Below are 19,783 nucleotides of genomic sequence, written 5' to 3'. Positions count from 1 at the left end.
ATTAGCTACCTTGCTGCAGCAGTCTGGAGACAAAAGAATCAATGTGATTAATGTTATCAGTGATCATCAGTACGTCGCCAGCGACGATATGTTGTTCTAACGTTTCACATAGGTGTTTGCCTGGGGTTAAGTTCAGCATGGCGAATACCCCTTTAAGGCGATGCGCGGTTTGGGAAAGCGATGTAAAATCACGACGTTCATTTTCATTGTACAGTTTATCTAGGTCTTCCGGTACTGTCTCGACAAACAGCTGGTAGTAATCGCTTGATTTTAGCTGTTTTTCATAAAACTCGAGAGAGTCTTCACCGGGTTCTTCGGATGAAATACTGTCATCAGATTCAGCAAACTGCTGTTCGATTAACAGTAGGGTTGCGTCGATCAGCGCACTGCTGATGTTGTAATTGACGCGGATATAATGCTTCTCCAACTGCTGGAAACCGGCTTCATCGCTGGTCAGCAGCAGGGTATATTTGTCACTGTTTTGCGGGTTATCTGTCAGCAAAACGTCATACTCGCGCGTCACCTGACGCTCGTCCGCCACGATACACACTGCACCGTAAGCATTCATCGCGCGCGTCACAATCCCGCGAACTTCCTCAGACGTGATATCCAGCAGCAACGTCACGTCATCCAGCAGCTTTTCGTCTGCTGCCTGATCTTCTTGTTCTTCCAGCGTCTGCTTGATACGCACGGTGTAGCGCGTGCCGATATCAATCTTGCTGCGAATTTCCAACTGGCCGCCCAGCTTCTTGCACAACTGATTGCACAGGAAGAAGGTCAGCCCCGAGCCGTGGTTAAAGCGATCGACCATGGTTTGACTCAGGAACGGATAATTCAGGTTACTCAACTCTTCCTTAGAGATGCCGCTGCCGGTATCAGTGATGTGGAAAATCAGCTGCCCCGGATGCTCAGTATCATGCTCGGTGGTTAAGGTGATTTTGCCCACCGAGGTGGTGACGATGGCGTAATCAATCAGCAGCGACAGCACCTTCTTCAAGGCCTGACCATCACCCAGTAAATTTAAATCAGGTTCAGGATGGTAGTGATTGAGGATCATCAATCCCTTTTGATTAACCTTAGGCAGCGCCTGCAGCAAAAGTTCATCGACTAGCGCCGAAAGGCCATAAGATTGATGCGACGGCTGCCAGTCCTGTGTCTCAAGGCGGGTGAGCAGGGTGATGTTATCCACCAGCGTTAGCGCGTTGCGTGACTCATTCAACAGGCGGCCGTGCAGGGTTTGGCGCTCGCGGTCGTCCTGACTTTCACTCAGCGACTGCACTAAGTCATTCAACTCATTCAGCGGCTGATTCAGCTCAATACCCAAGTTATGCAGCATCAATTTGCGAGCCTGCAGGTTCTTATCGAACTCGCGGCGCGCCTGTTGCAGCGTCTTGTTTACCATCACTTCTTTATCTTGGTCATGCAGCAAGAACAGATAAGTCTCTGGCGAGATTTGGCTGCGCAGCATGCGAATTTCATAAACTTCGTTGTTCACAGTGGCTTGGATCACCCCGTGGTGCTGCTCGGCCATATTGGCAATTTTGTTCAGGCTGAGGTGCGGCAGCAGCTGGTCGGCAATTTTATTGCTCACCACCACGCTGTGATTGCTGAAATTATAAACCAGTAAGCCAATCGGCAAGCTGGAGATAATTTCCTGATTGAGTGCCTGCTGGGTGTGCAACTGAGCCGCCATATTCTCGCTCGGGCGAATGTACTGGTGACGAATAAAGTAGATGCCGGTCATCGCCAGCGCCAGCAGCAGCAGATTGATCAACACCAGCCAGAAGTTGTTGCGGGTCAAATCCACGATGATGCTGACCACCGGCACGTGGTAGGTCAGGATCAGCGGCGAGTTGCTCAGTGGCGCGGCGAAGTTCACCGACCAACCCTGCAGCGCAATACTGCCGCTGGTGTCGGTGCTTTGCTCCGGATCCCCTTCATTGACGGCGTCGCTGCTATTGGTTATTTGGAAGTTATCGCGCGCCATCGACAGCGGGATGAGATCCGTCATCGGCAGATCAAAAGCAATCACCGTCGCCAAATGGCCGGGGTTGTTAAAGGTGGTGCGCAGTGAGAAGAAAGCCTCATTCGCCAGACGCGAATGGCGCAGATTGGAGTAACTCTCGCGCTCATCCAGCGTGTTGGCCTGCTGGAGCATCTCGGCGCGGCGCGCTTGCAGAGTATTAGTGAAGTAATTCTCTTTAAGGCGCGAATCCTGCTGCTGTAGCTGTTGAGTGGTGATCAGGATCATGCTGTTATCCTGGCCATTCAGATAGTACATAGAATAGGGCTGGCTCTTGGCTCCCCACTGATCGTCAAGGTAAGAGGAGATCTTGAGAGTCAGGTCGAGGGTTGTACTGTCATGAGTACCAAAAATCAGCGCATCAGTTTTTTTATGCGGCTTATTGATGAAGTACATGTCCTGACGCAGACGCACTTCCTGCCCGGCGGTGGCTTCAGGTGTCAGGGCCGTGCCGGTAAAGTCGTCGTAAATCTGGTAAGTCATATAACGGTAGTGATCGATGCGTTTTTGCATCAATTCTGCCGTAGTTTGCAGCGTTCTCTCTTTATCTCGCAAATAGGCGTTGGTGTAATTATAACCATACATCCCCAGGCCCATGGCCAGCAGCAGGATGAACAACCAGAAAAAACGCGTAATGTTAGTCGACGTCAGCGACAAATATTTACTTGGCATAGGGGTGACGCTTTTCCTTGATTATCGAGTCACGGCGCGCGCGCTGGCTGTAACCAGCAGCAGCGAGACGGCTACGCAACTTAGTGCAACCGATAAGCTGCTGAGTTGAGCAATAAAACCAATTAAGGCTGGGCCAGCAAGAATACCGGCATAGCCAAGCGTTGTCACAGAAGCAATCGCCAAATTCGCTGGCATGGAGGTTTGATTGCCCGCTGCGCTGAACATTATAGGCACTAAATTAGAGGCGCCAAACCCCGTCATAATGAATCCAATTCCCGCAGCCCACAAGCTTTCCACGTTGACCAGCAGGATAACGCCGAGGCTGGCGCACAGGCTGCCCAGCAGCAGGACCTTGAACCGTCCCAAGATGCTGATAATGCGATCTCCCGTCAGGCGGCCCACCGTCATGGCGACAGAGAAAACAGCATAGCCAATTCCTGCCTGATGATTACTGACGCCGCGCTCAGTGGCGAGGAACAGCGCGCTCCAGTCGAGCATGGCGCCTTCGGTCATGAACATCACAAAGCACAGCAGACCAAGGAAAATCACCCAGCCGCGCGGCAAGACGAACATCGGTTCGTCACTGCTATTGCGGGTGTGCTGCCAGAAGTGCGGCGTGGTGGGAATAAGCGCCACAATCATCAGCGCGACCACAAGTAAAATTGATTGAAAAGGCGTCAGTCCGAAGTACAGAAGAAGTGTCACCGCCAGCGCGCCAAAAATACTACCCAGGCTGAAAAATCCGTGAAAACCCGACATCATTGCGCGGCCGCTGGCTTTTTCTACCACCACGGCGTGCACGTTCATCGCCACATCCACCATGCCAATCGCGGCACCAAACACCAGCAGCGCTAATGCCATTGTGCCCACGCCGTCGGCCAGAGTAAGGAAAGGCAGGTCTAGGCAAAGCATTGTTGCAGCAAGCAAAATAACATTTTTACAGCCTAAACGACCGGTGAGAAAGCCGGTCAACGGCATGGAAAATGTTGAACCTGCACCAATGCACAGCAGCAGCAAACCCAGCGTCCCGTCGCTGATATCTAAGCGTAATTTGGCAAAAGGCACCAATGGCGCCCACGCCGCCATCGCAAAACCAGACAAGAAGAAAATGATCCGCGTGGCGTGTTGCTGAGCAACACCGGGAAGAGGGGCAGAATCTGACGGCGCAGAGGCTGGTTGGCAGTCGTGGCTGGGCATGATATCGAACGTCCGTTGAGATAAAGAAAACAAAAAAGCGTTACAGGACTGTGCTTTATCACATACCCGACACAAGGTGGCAACTGAACCTTTGAATTCAGGCGGCATATTTTAGCAGCCCAGTTTTTATCGTGTTACTACCAATAATCCTATTTGTCTGCTTTTGCTGTGTAAATAAAATGTGAAATTTTAGTGTCGATCACACAATCGTTAAGTTTTAGTTATGCTTTTTTAAGATGAAAAAAGCTTAACTAAGCAAAAATGTAGCACATCCTTAAAACTCTCTCTTAAGTCAAATTTCTTGATCATCAAGTAATTAAAGTCAAATTCTATGGCGTAGACGACAAAAATAACGCCGTCAAACTTATATTTCAAAATGTTTCGATTCATTTTTCTTATCGTATTGATAACAATTTTTTAATGTATTTGGGTTAAATCATGCATATAACTTATTGGAGTTAAGGCAAATTCAAGCCTGACTTTTTTCTAAAAAAACCTGTGAAAAACAGGAAATATTATTGCCTTTTTGTTGGATTTACATGCAGCACCCCACGCCAGTTGGAAAGTAAATCATTGTTTTCATGATCTTAAAATTCACCGCATTTCGCTTTTTGACCCTGTCGAAAAGGAACTTTTGTGGTGCGTATTTACTTACTCTGGGTTTAAGGGGCACACAGCATGGCTCAACAAGGCAATGTCATCGTCGACGTACTTTCCCGTACTAACGGCAGCGTAATTTCCCAAGTGTCCGGCGCCAGCCAGACCGTCAATCTCAACCAACTCAGCATTGTACGTGTCCATGCTACGCGCGCGGCGGTTGCGAGCTACGAGCGCGCGGGGAACGATCTTATCCTGCACATGCAGGATGGCAGCACCGTTCGCTATCAAGGCTTCTTCACCACCGATGGCAAAGGCCACCACAGCGAGCTGATCTTTGATGATGGCGTGCACCCGATTGAACATGCCACCTTCGTCGATACCGGCGTTGCTCCCGGCTCTGCCGTGGCGGTGGTGCCGGGTTATGAAACTGTGCCAGACGTCGGCGCGCTGCTCCTCGACGGCTCCAACTTCGATCCGGCCATTCTCGGCGCAGTGCTTGGCGTCGTGGCATTAGGCGCGGGCATTGCCATTGCTGCGAGTAGCGGCGGTGGCGGCGGTGGCGGCAGTAGCAACAATGGCGGAGAGCCAGGACAACCTGGCGGTTCGAACCCAGATCCTACCCTAACGCTGGCAACCTTCGCCGGCGATAATGTTTTGAATAAAGCCGAAGTCGGTAGCTCACAGGTGTTTAGCGGCACGACGGCCAACGTCACCGCCGGGCAGACCGTGACCTTGAGCCTCAATGGCAAAACTTACACCACCACCACGGCGGCAGATGGCTCATGGAGCATCACTCTGCCCGCGGGCGACCTGCAAGGTCTGGCGGACGGCACCTATGTGGCCAACGTCAGCGTAACCGGCTCCAACGGGCAAACCGTCACCAAGGGCGTGACCATTGGCGTTGACACCACCGCGCCGGGTGTGGCGACTGACGTGACGCTGGTCAACGATGCCAACCAACCTATCACTGGCACCACCAACGACAGTACCCCAACCCTCAGTGGTAAAGCCGAGCCGGGCAGCACGGTGACCGTCAGCGATGGCGGCACGGTGATCGGCACCGCGCCGGTGGATGGCAGCGGCAACTGGACCTTCACACCTAACCCGCCACTGGGCGATGGCGACCACAGTCTGACCGCCGTAGTCACTGACCCAGCCGGAAATACCAGTACCCCGAGTACGCCGATCGTGGTGGTTATCGACACCACCGCGCCTGGCGAGGCGACGGATGTGACGTTGGTTAACGATGCTAACCAGCCGATCAATGGCGCGACAAACGACACCACGCCGACCATTACCGGTAAGGCTGAAGCGGGCAGTACCGTTACCGTTCGCGACGGTAATACAGTGATTGGTACCGCCGTGGTCGACGGCAATGGCAACTGGAGCGTTACGCCAACCCAGCCGCTGAGCGAGGGTACTCACAACATTACGACGCAGGTGACGGATCCTGCGGGCAACTCTAGCGGCGTGAGTGCACCTATCGCGGTTGAGATTGACACCACCGCGCCGGGTGCGGCAACTGACGTCACGCTGGTCAATGACGCCAACGAGCCAATCACCGGCACCACCAACGACAACACCCCAACTCTGAGTGGTAAAGCCGAGCCGGGCAGCACCGTTACCGTCAGCGACGGTGGCACGGTGATTGGCACCGCGCCGGTGGATGGCAACGGCAACTGGACCTTCACACCGAATCCACCACTGGGCGATGGCGATCACAGCCTGACCGTGGTGGTTACTGACCCTGCGGGTAACGCTAGCCCGCCAACTACCCCAATTGCTGTTGTCGTGGATGCCAGCTCGCCTTCGCCAGCCACCGACGTGCAGATAACCGATGGTGAAAACACGCCGATCGGCACTAACGGCAGCACCAATGACACCCAGCCAACCATCAGCGGTAAAGCCGAATCGGGCAGCATCGTCACTATTCGTGATGGCGACACCGTACTTGGCACCGTACAAGCTGATGGCAGTGGCAACTGGAGTTTGACTCTGGATCAGCCGCTGTCCGAAGGCCCACACAGCATCACCACTGAAGTCACCGATGCCGCAGGCAACACCAGCGGCGTTAGCACCCCTATCGTGGTGAATATCGATACTATTGATCCTGAGCCGGCCACGGCGGTGAAAATCCTTAATGGAGACGGCCTGCCGGTGGATGGCATCACCAATGACACCACGCCAACCGTTAGCGGCAAAGCCGAAGCGGGCAGCAAAGTCATTGTGCGCGACGGGAACACCATCGTGGGCAGCGCCATTGCTGATGAAAATGGTAACTGGAGCGTTACGCTGCAAGATCCGCTGTCGGAAGGCCCACACGGCCTGACCACCGAAGTGCGCGATGCGGCCGGTAACTCCAGCGGCATCAGTGCTCCAATTGCTGTGGAAATTGATACCGCGGCGCCGGGTGCTGCGACCGACGTTAAACTGGTGAATAACGATGATTTGCCAATCACCGGCGCGACAAACGACACCACGCCAACCCTGAGCGGCAAGGCCGAGCCGAACAGTTCGGTCACTATTCGTGATGGCGATACCGTCTTGGCAACCGTGACCGTTGATGGCACGGGTAACTGGTCTTATACCCCAACGACGCCATTGGCCGAAGGCCCGCACAGCCTGACCACCGAAGTGAAAGACGCTGCCGGTAACTCTAGCGGTATTAGCACCCCAATTGCGGTCGATGTGGATACCCTTGCGCCAAACGTCACTATCGATCCAGTGACCGGTGACAATAAAATTTCATTCAATGAAGCCGCTGGCGTTATCACCATTACTGGTACGGCATCGGCTTCTGAAGCCGGCCGCACGCTGGTTCTCAATGTAAACGGTGAGCCGCATAACGTCATTGTTGGCGAAGACGGTAAATGGACCTTTGACCTGCCAGCCGGCACGCTGACTGGGATAAATGGTGATATTACCATCACCGCTACGCTGACTGACGCCGCGGGCAACACTACCGTCACCACTGACACCGTACACGTCGCCGCCGATCCGGCGCTTCAGCCTTCGCTGACTGTTAACGCCTTTGCGGGCAATGACATCGTGGACGGCGCAGAAATTCAGATTGACCAGAAGCTGACCGGTAGCACCACAAACGTTGAGGCGGGCAACACGGTTACTGTCACTTTTGATGGCAAAACCTACACCGGTATCGTGGGGGCAGACGGCACGTGGAGCGTGACTATTCCAGCTTCGGCGCTGTCCGATGCAGGCAATGGCCCGGCAGACTTTGCCGTGACGGTCAGTGACAGTTCCGGCAACCAAGCGACTGGAAACCGTCCGTTTGAGATTAACGATCTGTTAGGCGGTATCGCCATCGATCCTATTTCCGTGGATGGCAACATCAATGCCATTGAAGCTGCGGCAGGCGTGACCATCAGCGGGACCACCTTCAACGTCCCTGCTGGCGTGGGCGCGATCACCGTTAACATCGGCGGCGTGAATTATCAGGCGGATGTTGCCGCAAACGGCACCTGGAGCATTCAACTGTCAGCGGCTGCTATTCAGGCACTGACCGATGGCGTGCAGAATATCGAGGTGAGCGCCACCGATGGCGGCGGGAACCCTATCTCGACCACCGGCAGCGTTAACGTTTACGTGCACAACCTGCCAGCCCCAGTGCTGGATACGCTGTTTGGCGATGGCACCTTGAATGGCAGCGAAGCCGCCGCTGGGCAGACCATTACTGGCACCACCGGCGTAACAGGCGCAGGCCAGAATGTAACAGTTATCATCGGCGGCCAGCAATTTGCCGCCACGGTCGCCAATGACGGCACTTTCAGCGTCAGCATTCCGTCCAGCGTATTGAGCAACTTGCCGAACGGCACGGCGCCGGTTCAGGTGATTGCGACCGACGTCGCCGGTAACAGCCAGACTATCAGTGCTACTGTGCCGGTAGATACCCTGGCGCCAACCCTGACTATCAATCCGCTGGCGGGCGATGGGCAAATCAGCCTGGCCGAAGCCGCAGGGTCGTTAACCCTGTCGGGGACGGCTTCTGTCTCTGAGGCCGGGCGCGAAGTCACCATCACGCTGAACAATGAAAGCTATACCGCGACGGTTGGGCCGAACGGCGTATGGAGCGTTGCTCTGCCAGCCGGTGCCTTGAACAATCTCAATGGTGATTTTGTTATCAATGCTACGTTGAGCGATGCGGCGGGCAACAGCACCAGCACCACCAATACCATCCACGTGGTTTCCGACCCAAGTATCCAACCGACTATCACCATCAATCCATTTGGTGGCGATAACGCGGTAGACGGTGCGGAAGTCCAAACGGCGCAAGTGCTGAACGGCACCACGGCCAACGTGGAAGCGGGCCAGATCGTTAAAATCACCCTGAACGGCCACACCTACACGGCTGAAGTTCAGCAGAGCGGCAGCTGGAGCGTCATCATCCCGGTTACCGATATGCAGGTGCTGACTAACGGCACTCAAACTATCTCGGTAGAAGTGGCGGACAAGGCCGGTAACTCAGCCTCTGGCACCGATAACTTCACGGTAAATATTACTGAGAACGGCGTGGCAATCGACCCGGTAACGGGCGATAACGTCATCAACGCGGTGGAAACGGAAAACGGTATTCAGGTTACGGGTACGACTTACGGCGTGCCGGTGGGCACCGACGTGGTAGTAACCTTCGGTACTGTGTCACATACCGTAAAAGTGCTGGCCAATGGCCGCTGGTTAGTGAACTTCACCAGCCCTGAACTGGCGGGAATTGACCCAGGCACCACCACGGTCAGCGCAGTCACTAAAGATGCTAACGGCAATACGCTGACTAATAGCGTTTCCGTCGGCGTTGACAATGTGGCTCCAGAACCAACCATCAATACGCCATTCGGCGACGGCTTCCTGAACATTACCGAAGCAGGCACGGCGCAAACGCTGACTGGCTCTACCGGCAAAGCGGGCGACGGCCAAACCGTCACCGTCACCCTTGGCGGCCATGACTACACCGCTACAGTCGCTGCCAATGGCAGCTGGACGATCAGCATTCCATCGGCCGATCTGCAAGCTCTGCCGGAAGGTAGCAACCCGATCGTGGTGGTGGCGTCCGATAACGCAGGCAACAGCACCACTATTAACAGCAATGTGACCGTTGACCTCAGCGCGCCAACGCTGACCGTGAATCCTCTGGCCGGCGACGGCATTGTCAGCAGCGCGGAAGCAGCGGCGGCGATTGAACTGACAGGTACGGCTTCCGTCAGCGAAGCAGGTAAAACCATCACCGTGACCCTCAACGGCGCTACCTATACCGGCGTTGTGGGCGGTGACGGCAGTTGGAAGGTAAATATTCCGGCTGGCGTGCTGAACGGCGTGGCCAGCGGGCAGTATCCGCTGAGCGTGTCGTTGACTGACGAAGCGGGCAACACCACCACCCAGACCTCCAATGTTACATTGGCAACCGGCGTCGATTCTCAGCCAACCCTGACGCTGAATGCCTTTGCGGGTAACAACGTAATCGACGGGGCCGAGCGCCTGGCCGACCAAACATTGAGTGGTACTACCACCAATGTAGAAGCCGGACAGCAAGTGACCATCACGTTGAATGGCAAAACTTACACCGCCACCGTGGGGGCCAGCGGCGCATGGAGCGTGCAAATTCCAGCGGCTGACCTGACTGCCTTGAACGACGGTTCAATCACCTTGACCGCCGAAGTGGCTGATAAAGCAGGTAACCCGGCGCAAGGCTCTCTGCCACTGACCATCAACACCGAGCTGAGTGGTCTGGCGATTGACCCAATCACCGGTGACAACAAACTGAGCGCGCAGGAAGCGGGCGCAGGCATCAACATCAGCGGGACATCGCACAACGTGGCCGAGGGCGCTAACGTCACTGTCACTCTGAACGGTAAAGCCTACACCGCCGCCGTTGGCGCGGACGGTACTTGGACCGTGCCGGTTGGGGCAGCCGATCTTGCGCTGCTTGGCGACGGGCCGCTGGCGGTGAAAGTGACCGCAACCGATGCCGCAGGCAACGCGGTCAGCAGCACCGTCACGCTGGATGTCTACACCCACCAACTACCCGCACCAACTATCAATCAACCCTTTGGCGACGGCCTGCTGAGTACGGCGGAAGCCGCCACCAGCCAGACGCTGAGTGGTTCTACCGGCATAGTGGGCGATGGTCAAACCGTTACCGTGACGCTCGGTGGTAGAGATTACACCGCCACCGTGGGTGGCAACGGTCAGTGGACAGTGACCATTCCATCGGCTGATTTGCAGGCGCTGCCGCAGACAGATAACGCGATCACCGTGACTGCCACCGATGCGGCGGGCAACAGCACGCCTCTCACGTCTAACGTGACGGTCGACTTCACCGCACCAACGTTGACCATCGACCCAATTTCGGGCGACGGCTACATTGACGCAACCGAAGCCGCTGCCGCCGTAACGCTGAGTGGTTCCGCAGATCCTGCTGACGCGGGGCGCAACGTTACCTTGACCATCAATGGCCAAACCTATCTGGCTGAAGTTGGGGGGGACGGCAAGTGGACCACGGAGATCCCAGCTAACGCGCTCTTGGGCTTAGCTAATGGTCAATACACTTTAACCGCCACCCTGTCAGACGCGGCGGGCAACAGCACCACGGTGACTGAGTCAGTGGGTGTCTTCACCCAACTGCCAGTTCCAGTGCTGAATACGCCATTTGGCGACGGCGTGCTGAGCAAGCCTGAAGCGGCGGCCGGTCAGATTCTGACCGGTAACACCGGCGCTGTCGGCCCAGACCAGAAAGTCACCGTGAACATTGGCGGGGTAGATTACACCGGCACGGTTAACAATGATGGCACCTGGTCGGTCACAATCCCGGCTAACGCGCTCAATGGCCTGACTGATGGCTCCTCGCCTCTGCAGGTTACTGTCACAGACCCAGCGGGTAACACGGGCACAACCACTACCAATGTGACCATAGACTTGACGGCTCCAACCTTGAGCGTTGAGCCGCTGACCGGCGATGACAAGCTGAACACCGACGAAGTGGCGACGGGCTTCCTGATCCAAGGGACCAGCGACATCGGCGATGCAGGTCGTCCGGTCACCGTGTCTATTGACGGCCATACCTACACCGGCGTGGTCCAGGCCGACGGTTCTTGGTCTGTGCTGGTGCCACCAAATGCCCTTGGCGATTTGGCGGTCGGCGACCATCCATACAGCGTTTCCGTCACTGACGCGGCGGGCAACCAAACCCTGGTTGACGGCACCGTCAATGTCACTGGCGTGCCTAGCCCGCTGTTCCCATCTATCGACGCACCATTCGGCGACACCATCCTCAACGGTAGCGAGCTGGCTGAAGTGCAGACGCTGACCGGGACCACCGGCGCGACCGGCGCGGGACAAACCGTGAAGGTGAACATCGGCGGGATCAGCTTTGATGCCACCGTGGACGCCAATGGTCAATGGACGCTGGACGTGCCGGCCAACGCCTTGGCGAGCCTGCCACAAGGGGCGCTGAGCATTGAAGTCACCGCGACCAGCGCGTCCGGTGCTACCGGCAGCAGCACCATTGAGGCCACCGTCGACACAGTAGCACCAACGCTGACCGTTGATCTGGTGGCGGGTGACGACATCATCAACACCGCTGAACTGCTGCAACCTATCACCCTGACCGGGACTGCATCAGTCAGCGACAGTGGTCAAAACGTCAAAGTGAGTCTGGTTCTGGGCGGCGTGACCTATGAAGGCACCGTCGACACGGATGGCAAATGGTCAATTCCACTGCCTAACGACGCGCTTCAGGCTCTGGGCGATGGCCCTCACACCATTACGGCCACCCTGACTGACACTGCGGGCAACACCACCACCATCAACCATGAATTCACCATTGAGGCTGGCGCGGCTTACACCCCGACGCTGACCATCAATACGATTTCTAATGATGACTACATCAACGCCACTGAGAAAGGCCAAGATCTGGTGCTCAGCGGCACCTCGACCAAGCTTGAAGAGGGGCGTGAAGTTACCTTGACCTTCAATGGCAAGACTTACACCGCTGTGGTTGATGGAGAGGGTAACTGGACCACCACGGTGCTGGCTGCCGATCTGGCCGGGCTGAGTGATGGTCAGGCCACGATCACGGCTAACGCCACCAGTCTGGCGGGTAACCCGGCATCGGCGAGTCACGAGGTCAATGTGCTGGCGAGCGAAGCTAACTTGCCAACCATTACCATTGATAAAGTTGCTGGTGACGACGTCATCAACAGCACCGAGCACAACCAGCCTCTGGTGATCAGCGGGACCTCCAACCACCTGGTGGCGGGCGAAACCATTAACATCACGCTCAACGGTAAGCCTTACACGGCGATCGTTGGGGATGACGGAAAATGGAGCACCACCGTTCCTGTCGCCGACGTGCAGGCGCTGCAAAATCAAGAATACACCATTACCGCGACCGGTAATGACGTTGCTGAAAACGTGGCGACCGGCACCCATCAGGTGACGGTAGATACCACGCCTCCGCTGCTGACTATCGTGGTGGATGCTGGTGCCGATGGCATTGTTAATGCCGTGGAAGCAGCACTCGGCCTGCCAATTACCGGTACGGCTCCGGCGGGCCTGACGGTCACCGTGACCGTCGACGGCAAGCTTTACCCGGTACTGGTGCCTGAAGACGGCAACTGGACGCTGACTATCCCAGCGGCTGACCTGAAAGCCATCACCACCGATGGCCCACTGGTGATCACCGCCACCGTGACCGATGCTCAAGGCAATGTGGCAGACATTACGGTTAATCCGGCAATTGAGCTGGCAATCAACAACTTGCCAGTCCTGACGCTAGAGGCACTCGATTTCGTTAATATCACCGCGGCTGCCGATGGTTTCACTATCACCGGTACCAGCACCAATCTGCCAAACGGCACGGTGGTGCAGGTGAGTGTCGCGGGTGTACAAGTGACCGGCACAGTGACGGATAACGTATGGACCGCCACCGTGGCACCGGGCCTTATCACACCACAAAATATTACTGAAGGCGTGGGCACCGTCACCGTGAGCTACACCGATGCGGCGGGCAACCCAGCCTCGGCTTCGCACAGCGTGACGGTCGATCTGACACCTCCTGTAGCTGCCGTTGTCGACCCACTGTTTGGCGATGGCGCGTTGAACAAGCTGGAGTCAGGCGTCGACCAGATTGTGACCGGTAAAGTTGCAGCGGGCGACAGCGTGGTATTAACGCTGGATGGTAAACCGGTGACGGCGGTAGTGGGTCCGGATGGGACTTGGACGGCGACTATCCCAACAGCCACGCTGGTGGGCCTGACCGACGGCCAAAACACCCTTACCGTGGCGGTGACCGATGCCGCGGGCAACAGCGTGTCGAGCGATGTGCCATTTGTTTCCTACATTAATACCTTGCCGGTGGCGACTATCACTGACAGCTTTGGCGGCGCGATTAACATTGATAAAGCGGCGCTGGGTGGCTCCATCAGCGGTACTACCGGGATCACTTCTGATGGTCAGAAAGTGACGGTGAACCTTAACGGTAAGGACTATACCGCCGACGTAAATTCAGCGACCGGCACTTGGGTTCTGCCGTTAGATGCCGCGACCCTGCAAGGCTTGCCGAATGGCACCTGGACGGCCACCGTAACGGTGACCGACGTTGCGGGCAACTCCAGCACCCAAGCCGAGAACATTTCGGTTCAACTGACACCACCTCCAGTTCCAACCATAGACTTGGTGTTTGGTGACGGCGTGCTCAACGCTGCTGAATTGGCCGCAGGCCAGACTATCAGCGGCTCAACGGGCATCACTGGCCCAGGCCAAACTGTGACGGTTACCATTGCGGGTAATCCTTCGCCGCTGACCGCTACCGTAGGTGCAGACGGCAAATGGACCCTGGAGCTAACCACTTCTGAACTGGCGGATATCGCCGGGCTGCCGACGCACTCCATCACCGTGACCAACACCGACCAGTACGGCAACAGCAATATCAGCTCGCCAGAAGTGTTTACGGTTGATCTGAACATTCCTAACCCAAGTATCACCAACCAGCCGTTTGGTGCGGATAATGTGCTGAATATCGCCGAAGCGGCGGGGCCTCTCGTCATTGAGGGGAACACCGGCATTTCTGGCGTGGGCCAAGCGGTGAAAGTGGTGATTGATGTCAACGGCACCATCTATAACGCCACCGTCGCGGCTGACGGTTCTTGGACACTTAACCTGCCTGCTGGCACCCTGAGCGGCCTGACTGGCACCGATCACACCATCAACATCACGGCAACCGACGCCAGCGGCAACACCAATACTGTGCCATTTGCGTTCACCACTGATTTCACACCGCCAGTGGTTACCGTGAACAACGTTTCCACCGACGGCTACATTAATTTGGCCGAAGCGGCAGCGGGAACACAGATAAGCGGCATCACGGACGGCACCAGCGTTAGCGTCAATATCGGTGGCCAAGTCTTCACCGCCGCCGTCACTGACGGAACCTGGGTGTTGGACTTAACCCCAGCGCAGATAGCGACTCTGCCACAGGGCAGCCAGACCATTACCGTCACTGCGACAGATGCGTCGGGTAACACCAGCACGGCGATTTCCCACGTGGGTATTGCGACAGACGCTGCTGCTGCGCCAACCGTGACCGTGGGCGCCTTTGCGGGTGATGACGTTCTAGATTATGGCGAAAGCCGTACCATACAAACGATTAGCGGTACCACGACTCACGTCGAGGCAGGGCGAACTGTTAGTGTTACTGTGGGTTCAATCACCGGATTGAGCGCCATTGTTCAGGCTGACGGTACCTGGAGCCTAACGCTGTCTCCTGCTCAGTTGCAGACGCTAAGTAATGGTGCAACCAACATCACTGCGAGCGTTTCTGACCTTGCGGGCAATGCTGCGGTTCCGAATGTCCATGATATTTCGGTCAATCTGACGCCTCCTGCAGCGATACTGACGCTCAATCCTATTACTGGCGACAACATCGTTAACGCTCAAGAGAGTGGTGCATTCGATATTAACTTCTCAGGTGAATATCGTGGCGCAAACCCTCTTGTCCAGACCGTTACTGTGACTGTCACGATTGGAGGTATCCCCGTAGTAGTTGGCACAACAACACCGCTCCTCAATGCAAACGGAACTTGGTCTATTCCTGTTGTTTTAGGCAATGTTGTTTTCCCAACTGATGGGACTTACACCGTTACCGCAAGCTTTGTCGGGCTTGGGCCAACAGCCTCTGTCACCCAGACCGTATTGGTTGATCGCGTTCCACCAACCTTGACCGTCAACGCCTTCGCCGGTGATGACGTGCTTAACGGAACTGAAGCTGCGGCTAACCAGACCATCAGCGGCACCGCCTCGACCTCGGAAGCTGGCCGTACGGTGACGGTGACCCTGAACGGCAAAACCTATACCGCGCTGGTCGGTGCGGGTGGCGCATGGAGCACCACGGTTCCGGCGGCGGATCTGCAAGGGTTGCCACCGGGTACAAACACCATCAGCGCCAGTTTGAGTGACGCGGCGGGTAACGTCACCACCACGCCACACACCTTCACCACCAACACCGCAGCACCTTTGCTGAGCGTGGGCGTGCTGGCGGGCGACAACGTGCTGAATCTCGCGGAAGGGTTGGTCACGCAGTTGCTGACCGGTACCTCCAGCGCCGAAGCGGGGCAGACCGTCACCATCAAGATTGCTGGCGTCACCGTGGGTACCGCAGAGATACAACCGGGAGGAACCTGGAGTGCTCAAATCCTGCCAACGGGCCTGTCAGGTCTGCTGGATGGGCCAAACGTGCTCACCGCGTCGGTCACCGACAAGTCTGGCAACACCACCAGCGTCGATGTGGGTATCAACGTGCTGTTCAACAGCTTGCTGGATCTTGATATCACCAGCGGACTGGTAGGTGGCGTGCTCAACGCGGCTTCCCTGTTGCTGACTCAAACCATTGGCGGCGTCGCCACCAGTGCGGGGGTCGGTGCCAAGGTGGCGGTGGAAATCGGCGGTCAAACGATCACGGCCGATGTCGGTGTGAATGGTCAATTTAACCTGAGCATTCCTCCGACGCTGTTGGCTAATCTGCCAAACGGTCCACTGGCGTTGAACGTCGTGCTGACCGATGCCGCGGGTAACACCAAAGTGCAGGTTATCGACCTCAACGTGGCGAAAATCCTGCCAGTGCTGGGCGACCTGACCTCCGGTTTGGGCAATGTGGATCACATCCTCAATACCGTGGTATCTGGCGCTGAGCAGACTGTCAGCGGTGCTTTGACCGCGGCCGACGGCACCGTTGTTAAGATTGCAGTCGGTGCGCTGACCTTTACCGGAACCGTGCTCAATAACGCTTTCAGCATCCCTATCCCTGCGGGTGCTCTGGCAAGTCTGGCCGACGGTGTGGTGCCGGTTATTCTGACCGCCACTGATGCCGCGGGCAACGTGCTGACTCAGGCGTTGAACCCGCTGACCGTGGCACTGCACAATCTGCCGCAAATCGTGCTGGATCCGCTGTTTGGCGATGGCTTGCTGAACGCGGCGGATATCCTGCTGAACCAGACCATTACCGGCGTGGTGAAAAACGTCGCGGCGGGTACCACACTCTCGGTGCAAGTCGGCGGGGGTACGCCTCTGACCGCGCAGGTTGATGCCACTGGGCACTTCAGTGTCACTGTGCCATCTAACCTGTTGAGCGGCCTGACCAACGGCAACCTCGGCGTCAATGTCTCGCTGACCGATGCCAACGGTAACTCCACCAGCGTGGGCGCGCAGGCGGCGATTAACGTCACCTTGCCAACCATCAGTCTGACTGACGTTCTGCACAATGGCGTGCTGGGCGCGGTGGATGCACTGACGTCGCAGGTCATTGGCGGCGTGGTGACCGGCGTTACGGCGGGGACTACGGTGAAAGTGACGCTGGGCGGCAAAACCTTCCTTGGCGTAACAGACGCGGGCGGCAAATTTGCCGTTACGCTGCAACCGGGCGACCTGAAAGCGCTGGCTGACGGCACCTTGGCTATCGGCGTGTCGGTAGTGAGCGACGCGGGTAACGTTGGTTCGACCAACGTGAATGCCAACGTCATCATCAATAGCCTGCCGAAAGTGGTGCTGGACCCACTGTTTGGTGGCAACGGGGTGCTCAACGCGGCCGAAGCGCTGCTGACCCAAACCATCAGCGGCACCGTGCTGAACGCCACGGCCGGCTCGTCGGTCAAAGTTACGCTGGGGCCATTGGTGCTCACCGGCACAGTCGATGGCACCGGTCACTTCAACGTGCAAGTGACGCCACTGCAGCTGAGCCAGTTGTTGGATGGCAACCTCAACGTCGGTGTGACGGTCACGGATGCGGCGGGCAACACCAACGGCGTCAACGCGGGCCTGAACGTCGGTATTCACAACCTGCCATCGATTGTACTTAACCCAATCTTTGGTGACGGCGTGCTGAGCGTGGTTGACCTGCTGACCGGTCAAACCATCAGCGGCGTGGCGACCAACGTCGCTGTCGGTTCTCAGGTGCAGATTTCCCTCAACGGGAAAACCTATCTGGCGACCGTCGGCGTGGGCGGGGCATTTAGCGTCACCGTACCGCCGTTGGATCTGAAAGGCATTCTTACCGATGGCTTGCAGAACGTCACCGCGACCTTCACCGATGCCGTGGGTAACGTCGGTACTATCACCAACGCGGTGAATGTGATTGCCAACGCTTTGCCGACCATCACGCTGGATCCATTGTTCAACAATGGCTTGCTGAATGCGGTGCAGGCGCTGGTTACGCAGACTATCAGTGGTAAAACCACCAACGCCGAAGGTTCTACCGTGACGGTGACTATCGGCGGGGCCAGCCTGTCGGCGGTGGTGAAAGCAGACGGCACCTTCTCCGTCAACGTGCTGCCAAGCCTGCTTTCCAGCTTGATTGACGGTACGGTTGGGGTAGGTGTGTCTGTCACCAACGCCGCGAACCACACCGTGGATACCAGCGCCAATGTCACCGTGGGTATCCATACTCTGCCAACGCTCAATCTGGGCACGCTGTTTGGCGGTGACGGCTTCCTCAATCTGGCCGAAGCCAGCAGCAACACCACGCTGACCGGCACGACTAACGTGCAGAATGGTTCGGTGTCGGTCAACGTAGGTGGGGTGGTTCATACTGGCACCATCACTAACGGCGCGTGGAATGTCACCTTTACCGCGGCTGAGCTGAAGGCGCTTGCCGATGGCGCAACCACGGTCAAAGTCACCATCACCGATGCGGTGGGTAACATCACCACCCAAACCAGCCCGCTGGTCATCAAAACACACGCCCTGCCGCTGGTTTCCCTCGACGGCCTTGGCTCTCTGACTGGCTTGATTGGTGGCATCCTCGGTGCGGGCCTGACGCTGAAAGGCAGCAGCGCCAACATCGGGCAGGGCGGCATTATCAGCGTCACCTTGCTGGGTACCACTCTTGGCGCGGTAGTGCAGGCAGACGGTTCGTGGCAGGCGAAGTTCGGCAGTGAGGTGTTTGCGGCTTATAACCTCTTCACTCTGTTGGGCGCGCTGACCGGTAACGTGGTTGGACTTCAGGCGACGGATCTGGCGGGTAACGGCATCAACCTCCACGTGGGGCTGGCGGCGGGTAGCCCACTGATCTCGCTGCAAGCGCAGTCGCTGGATGTACAGGCCACGGACGACACCCACGCGATGGCGGCGTTGCATTCCACCAGCAGCGATACCTCAACCACTGATGCCACTCACCACGCGGCAAGCACCCTGACCGACCCACTGGTCACGGCGGATGCCGGAGCGCAGGTGGCGTCTACCGACACCAGCACCACGGCCCATGCTGAAACGGCGTTCTCCATCGGCGGCGTGACGATTGAAGTTGACCATACCCAGCAGGATGTTGTGGGTACGGCAGGTAACGACATCATCATCGTGGATACGCTGGACTTCGGTCATATCGACGGTGGCACTGGCGTGGATACCCTGCAACTTGGCGGTACCAACCAGCATCTGGATCTGACCCTGTTGGGCTTCAAAGTCGAGCATATCGACATCTTTGACCTCGGTAACTCTGGCACGAACAGCATCACGCTAAACCTGCTCGAAGCACAGTCGGTTAAAGACTCAGCCAATGATGAAGTGATCATCAAAGGCGGCGAGGGAAGTCTGGTGAATCTGGTCACAGGAAGTGATGGTGCTTGGACTGAAACCGGACAGCGTACCGTGGATGGCCTGACGTTTGACGTCTACCACAACGCGTCGCTGGCTAGCACCAACACGTTGGGAGACGTATTGGTTCAGCACGGTCTGCACGTACAACAGCAAAGCTAAGAGTCAAGCCCCCGAGCGTGTAAGCGCCGGGGGCATTTT

3 protein-coding genes are annotated in these 19,783 nt (G+C 56.8%); 1 reads left to right on the top strand and 2 read right to left on the bottom strand.

The genetic code is table 11. From position 1 onward, the window contains the following. Position 1: 1 nt before the first annotated feature. Together rcsD and ACT3RT_RS02940 are read right to left on the bottom strand one after the other, a co-directional pair. Positions 2-2,695, bottom strand: coding sequence for a phosphotransferase RcsD (gene rcsD, locus ACT3RT_RS02945; protein WP_485901375.1), 2,694 nt, complete (start codon positions 2,693-2,695; stop codon positions 2-4). Between the two features lie 21 nt (positions 2,696-2,716). Beyond that, a complete protein-coding gene (locus ACT3RT_RS02940; protein WP_353502747.1) occupies positions 2,717-3,892 on the bottom strand; it encodes an MFS transporter in 1,176 nt (391 codons plus the stop codon). A 678-nt stretch (positions 3,893-4,570) separates the two neighbouring features. Between ACT3RT_RS02940 and ACT3RT_RS02935 the strand changes: the two genes are divergently transcribed. After that, entirely contained in the window at positions 4,571-19,744 is a 15,174-nt protein-coding gene (locus ACT3RT_RS02935) for an Ig-like domain-containing protein (RefSeq protein WP_496202471.1), read from the top strand. Positions 19,745-19,783 lie beyond the last annotated feature (39 nt).

Origin of the sequence: Ewingella sp. AOP9-I1-14 (assembly GCF_052375995.1) — a bacterium.
Classification (GTDB): Bacteria; Pseudomonadota; Gammaproteobacteria; order Enterobacterales; family Enterobacteriaceae; genus Ewingella; species Ewingella allii.
This window is presented reverse-complemented; position numbering and strand designations above follow the sequence as displayed.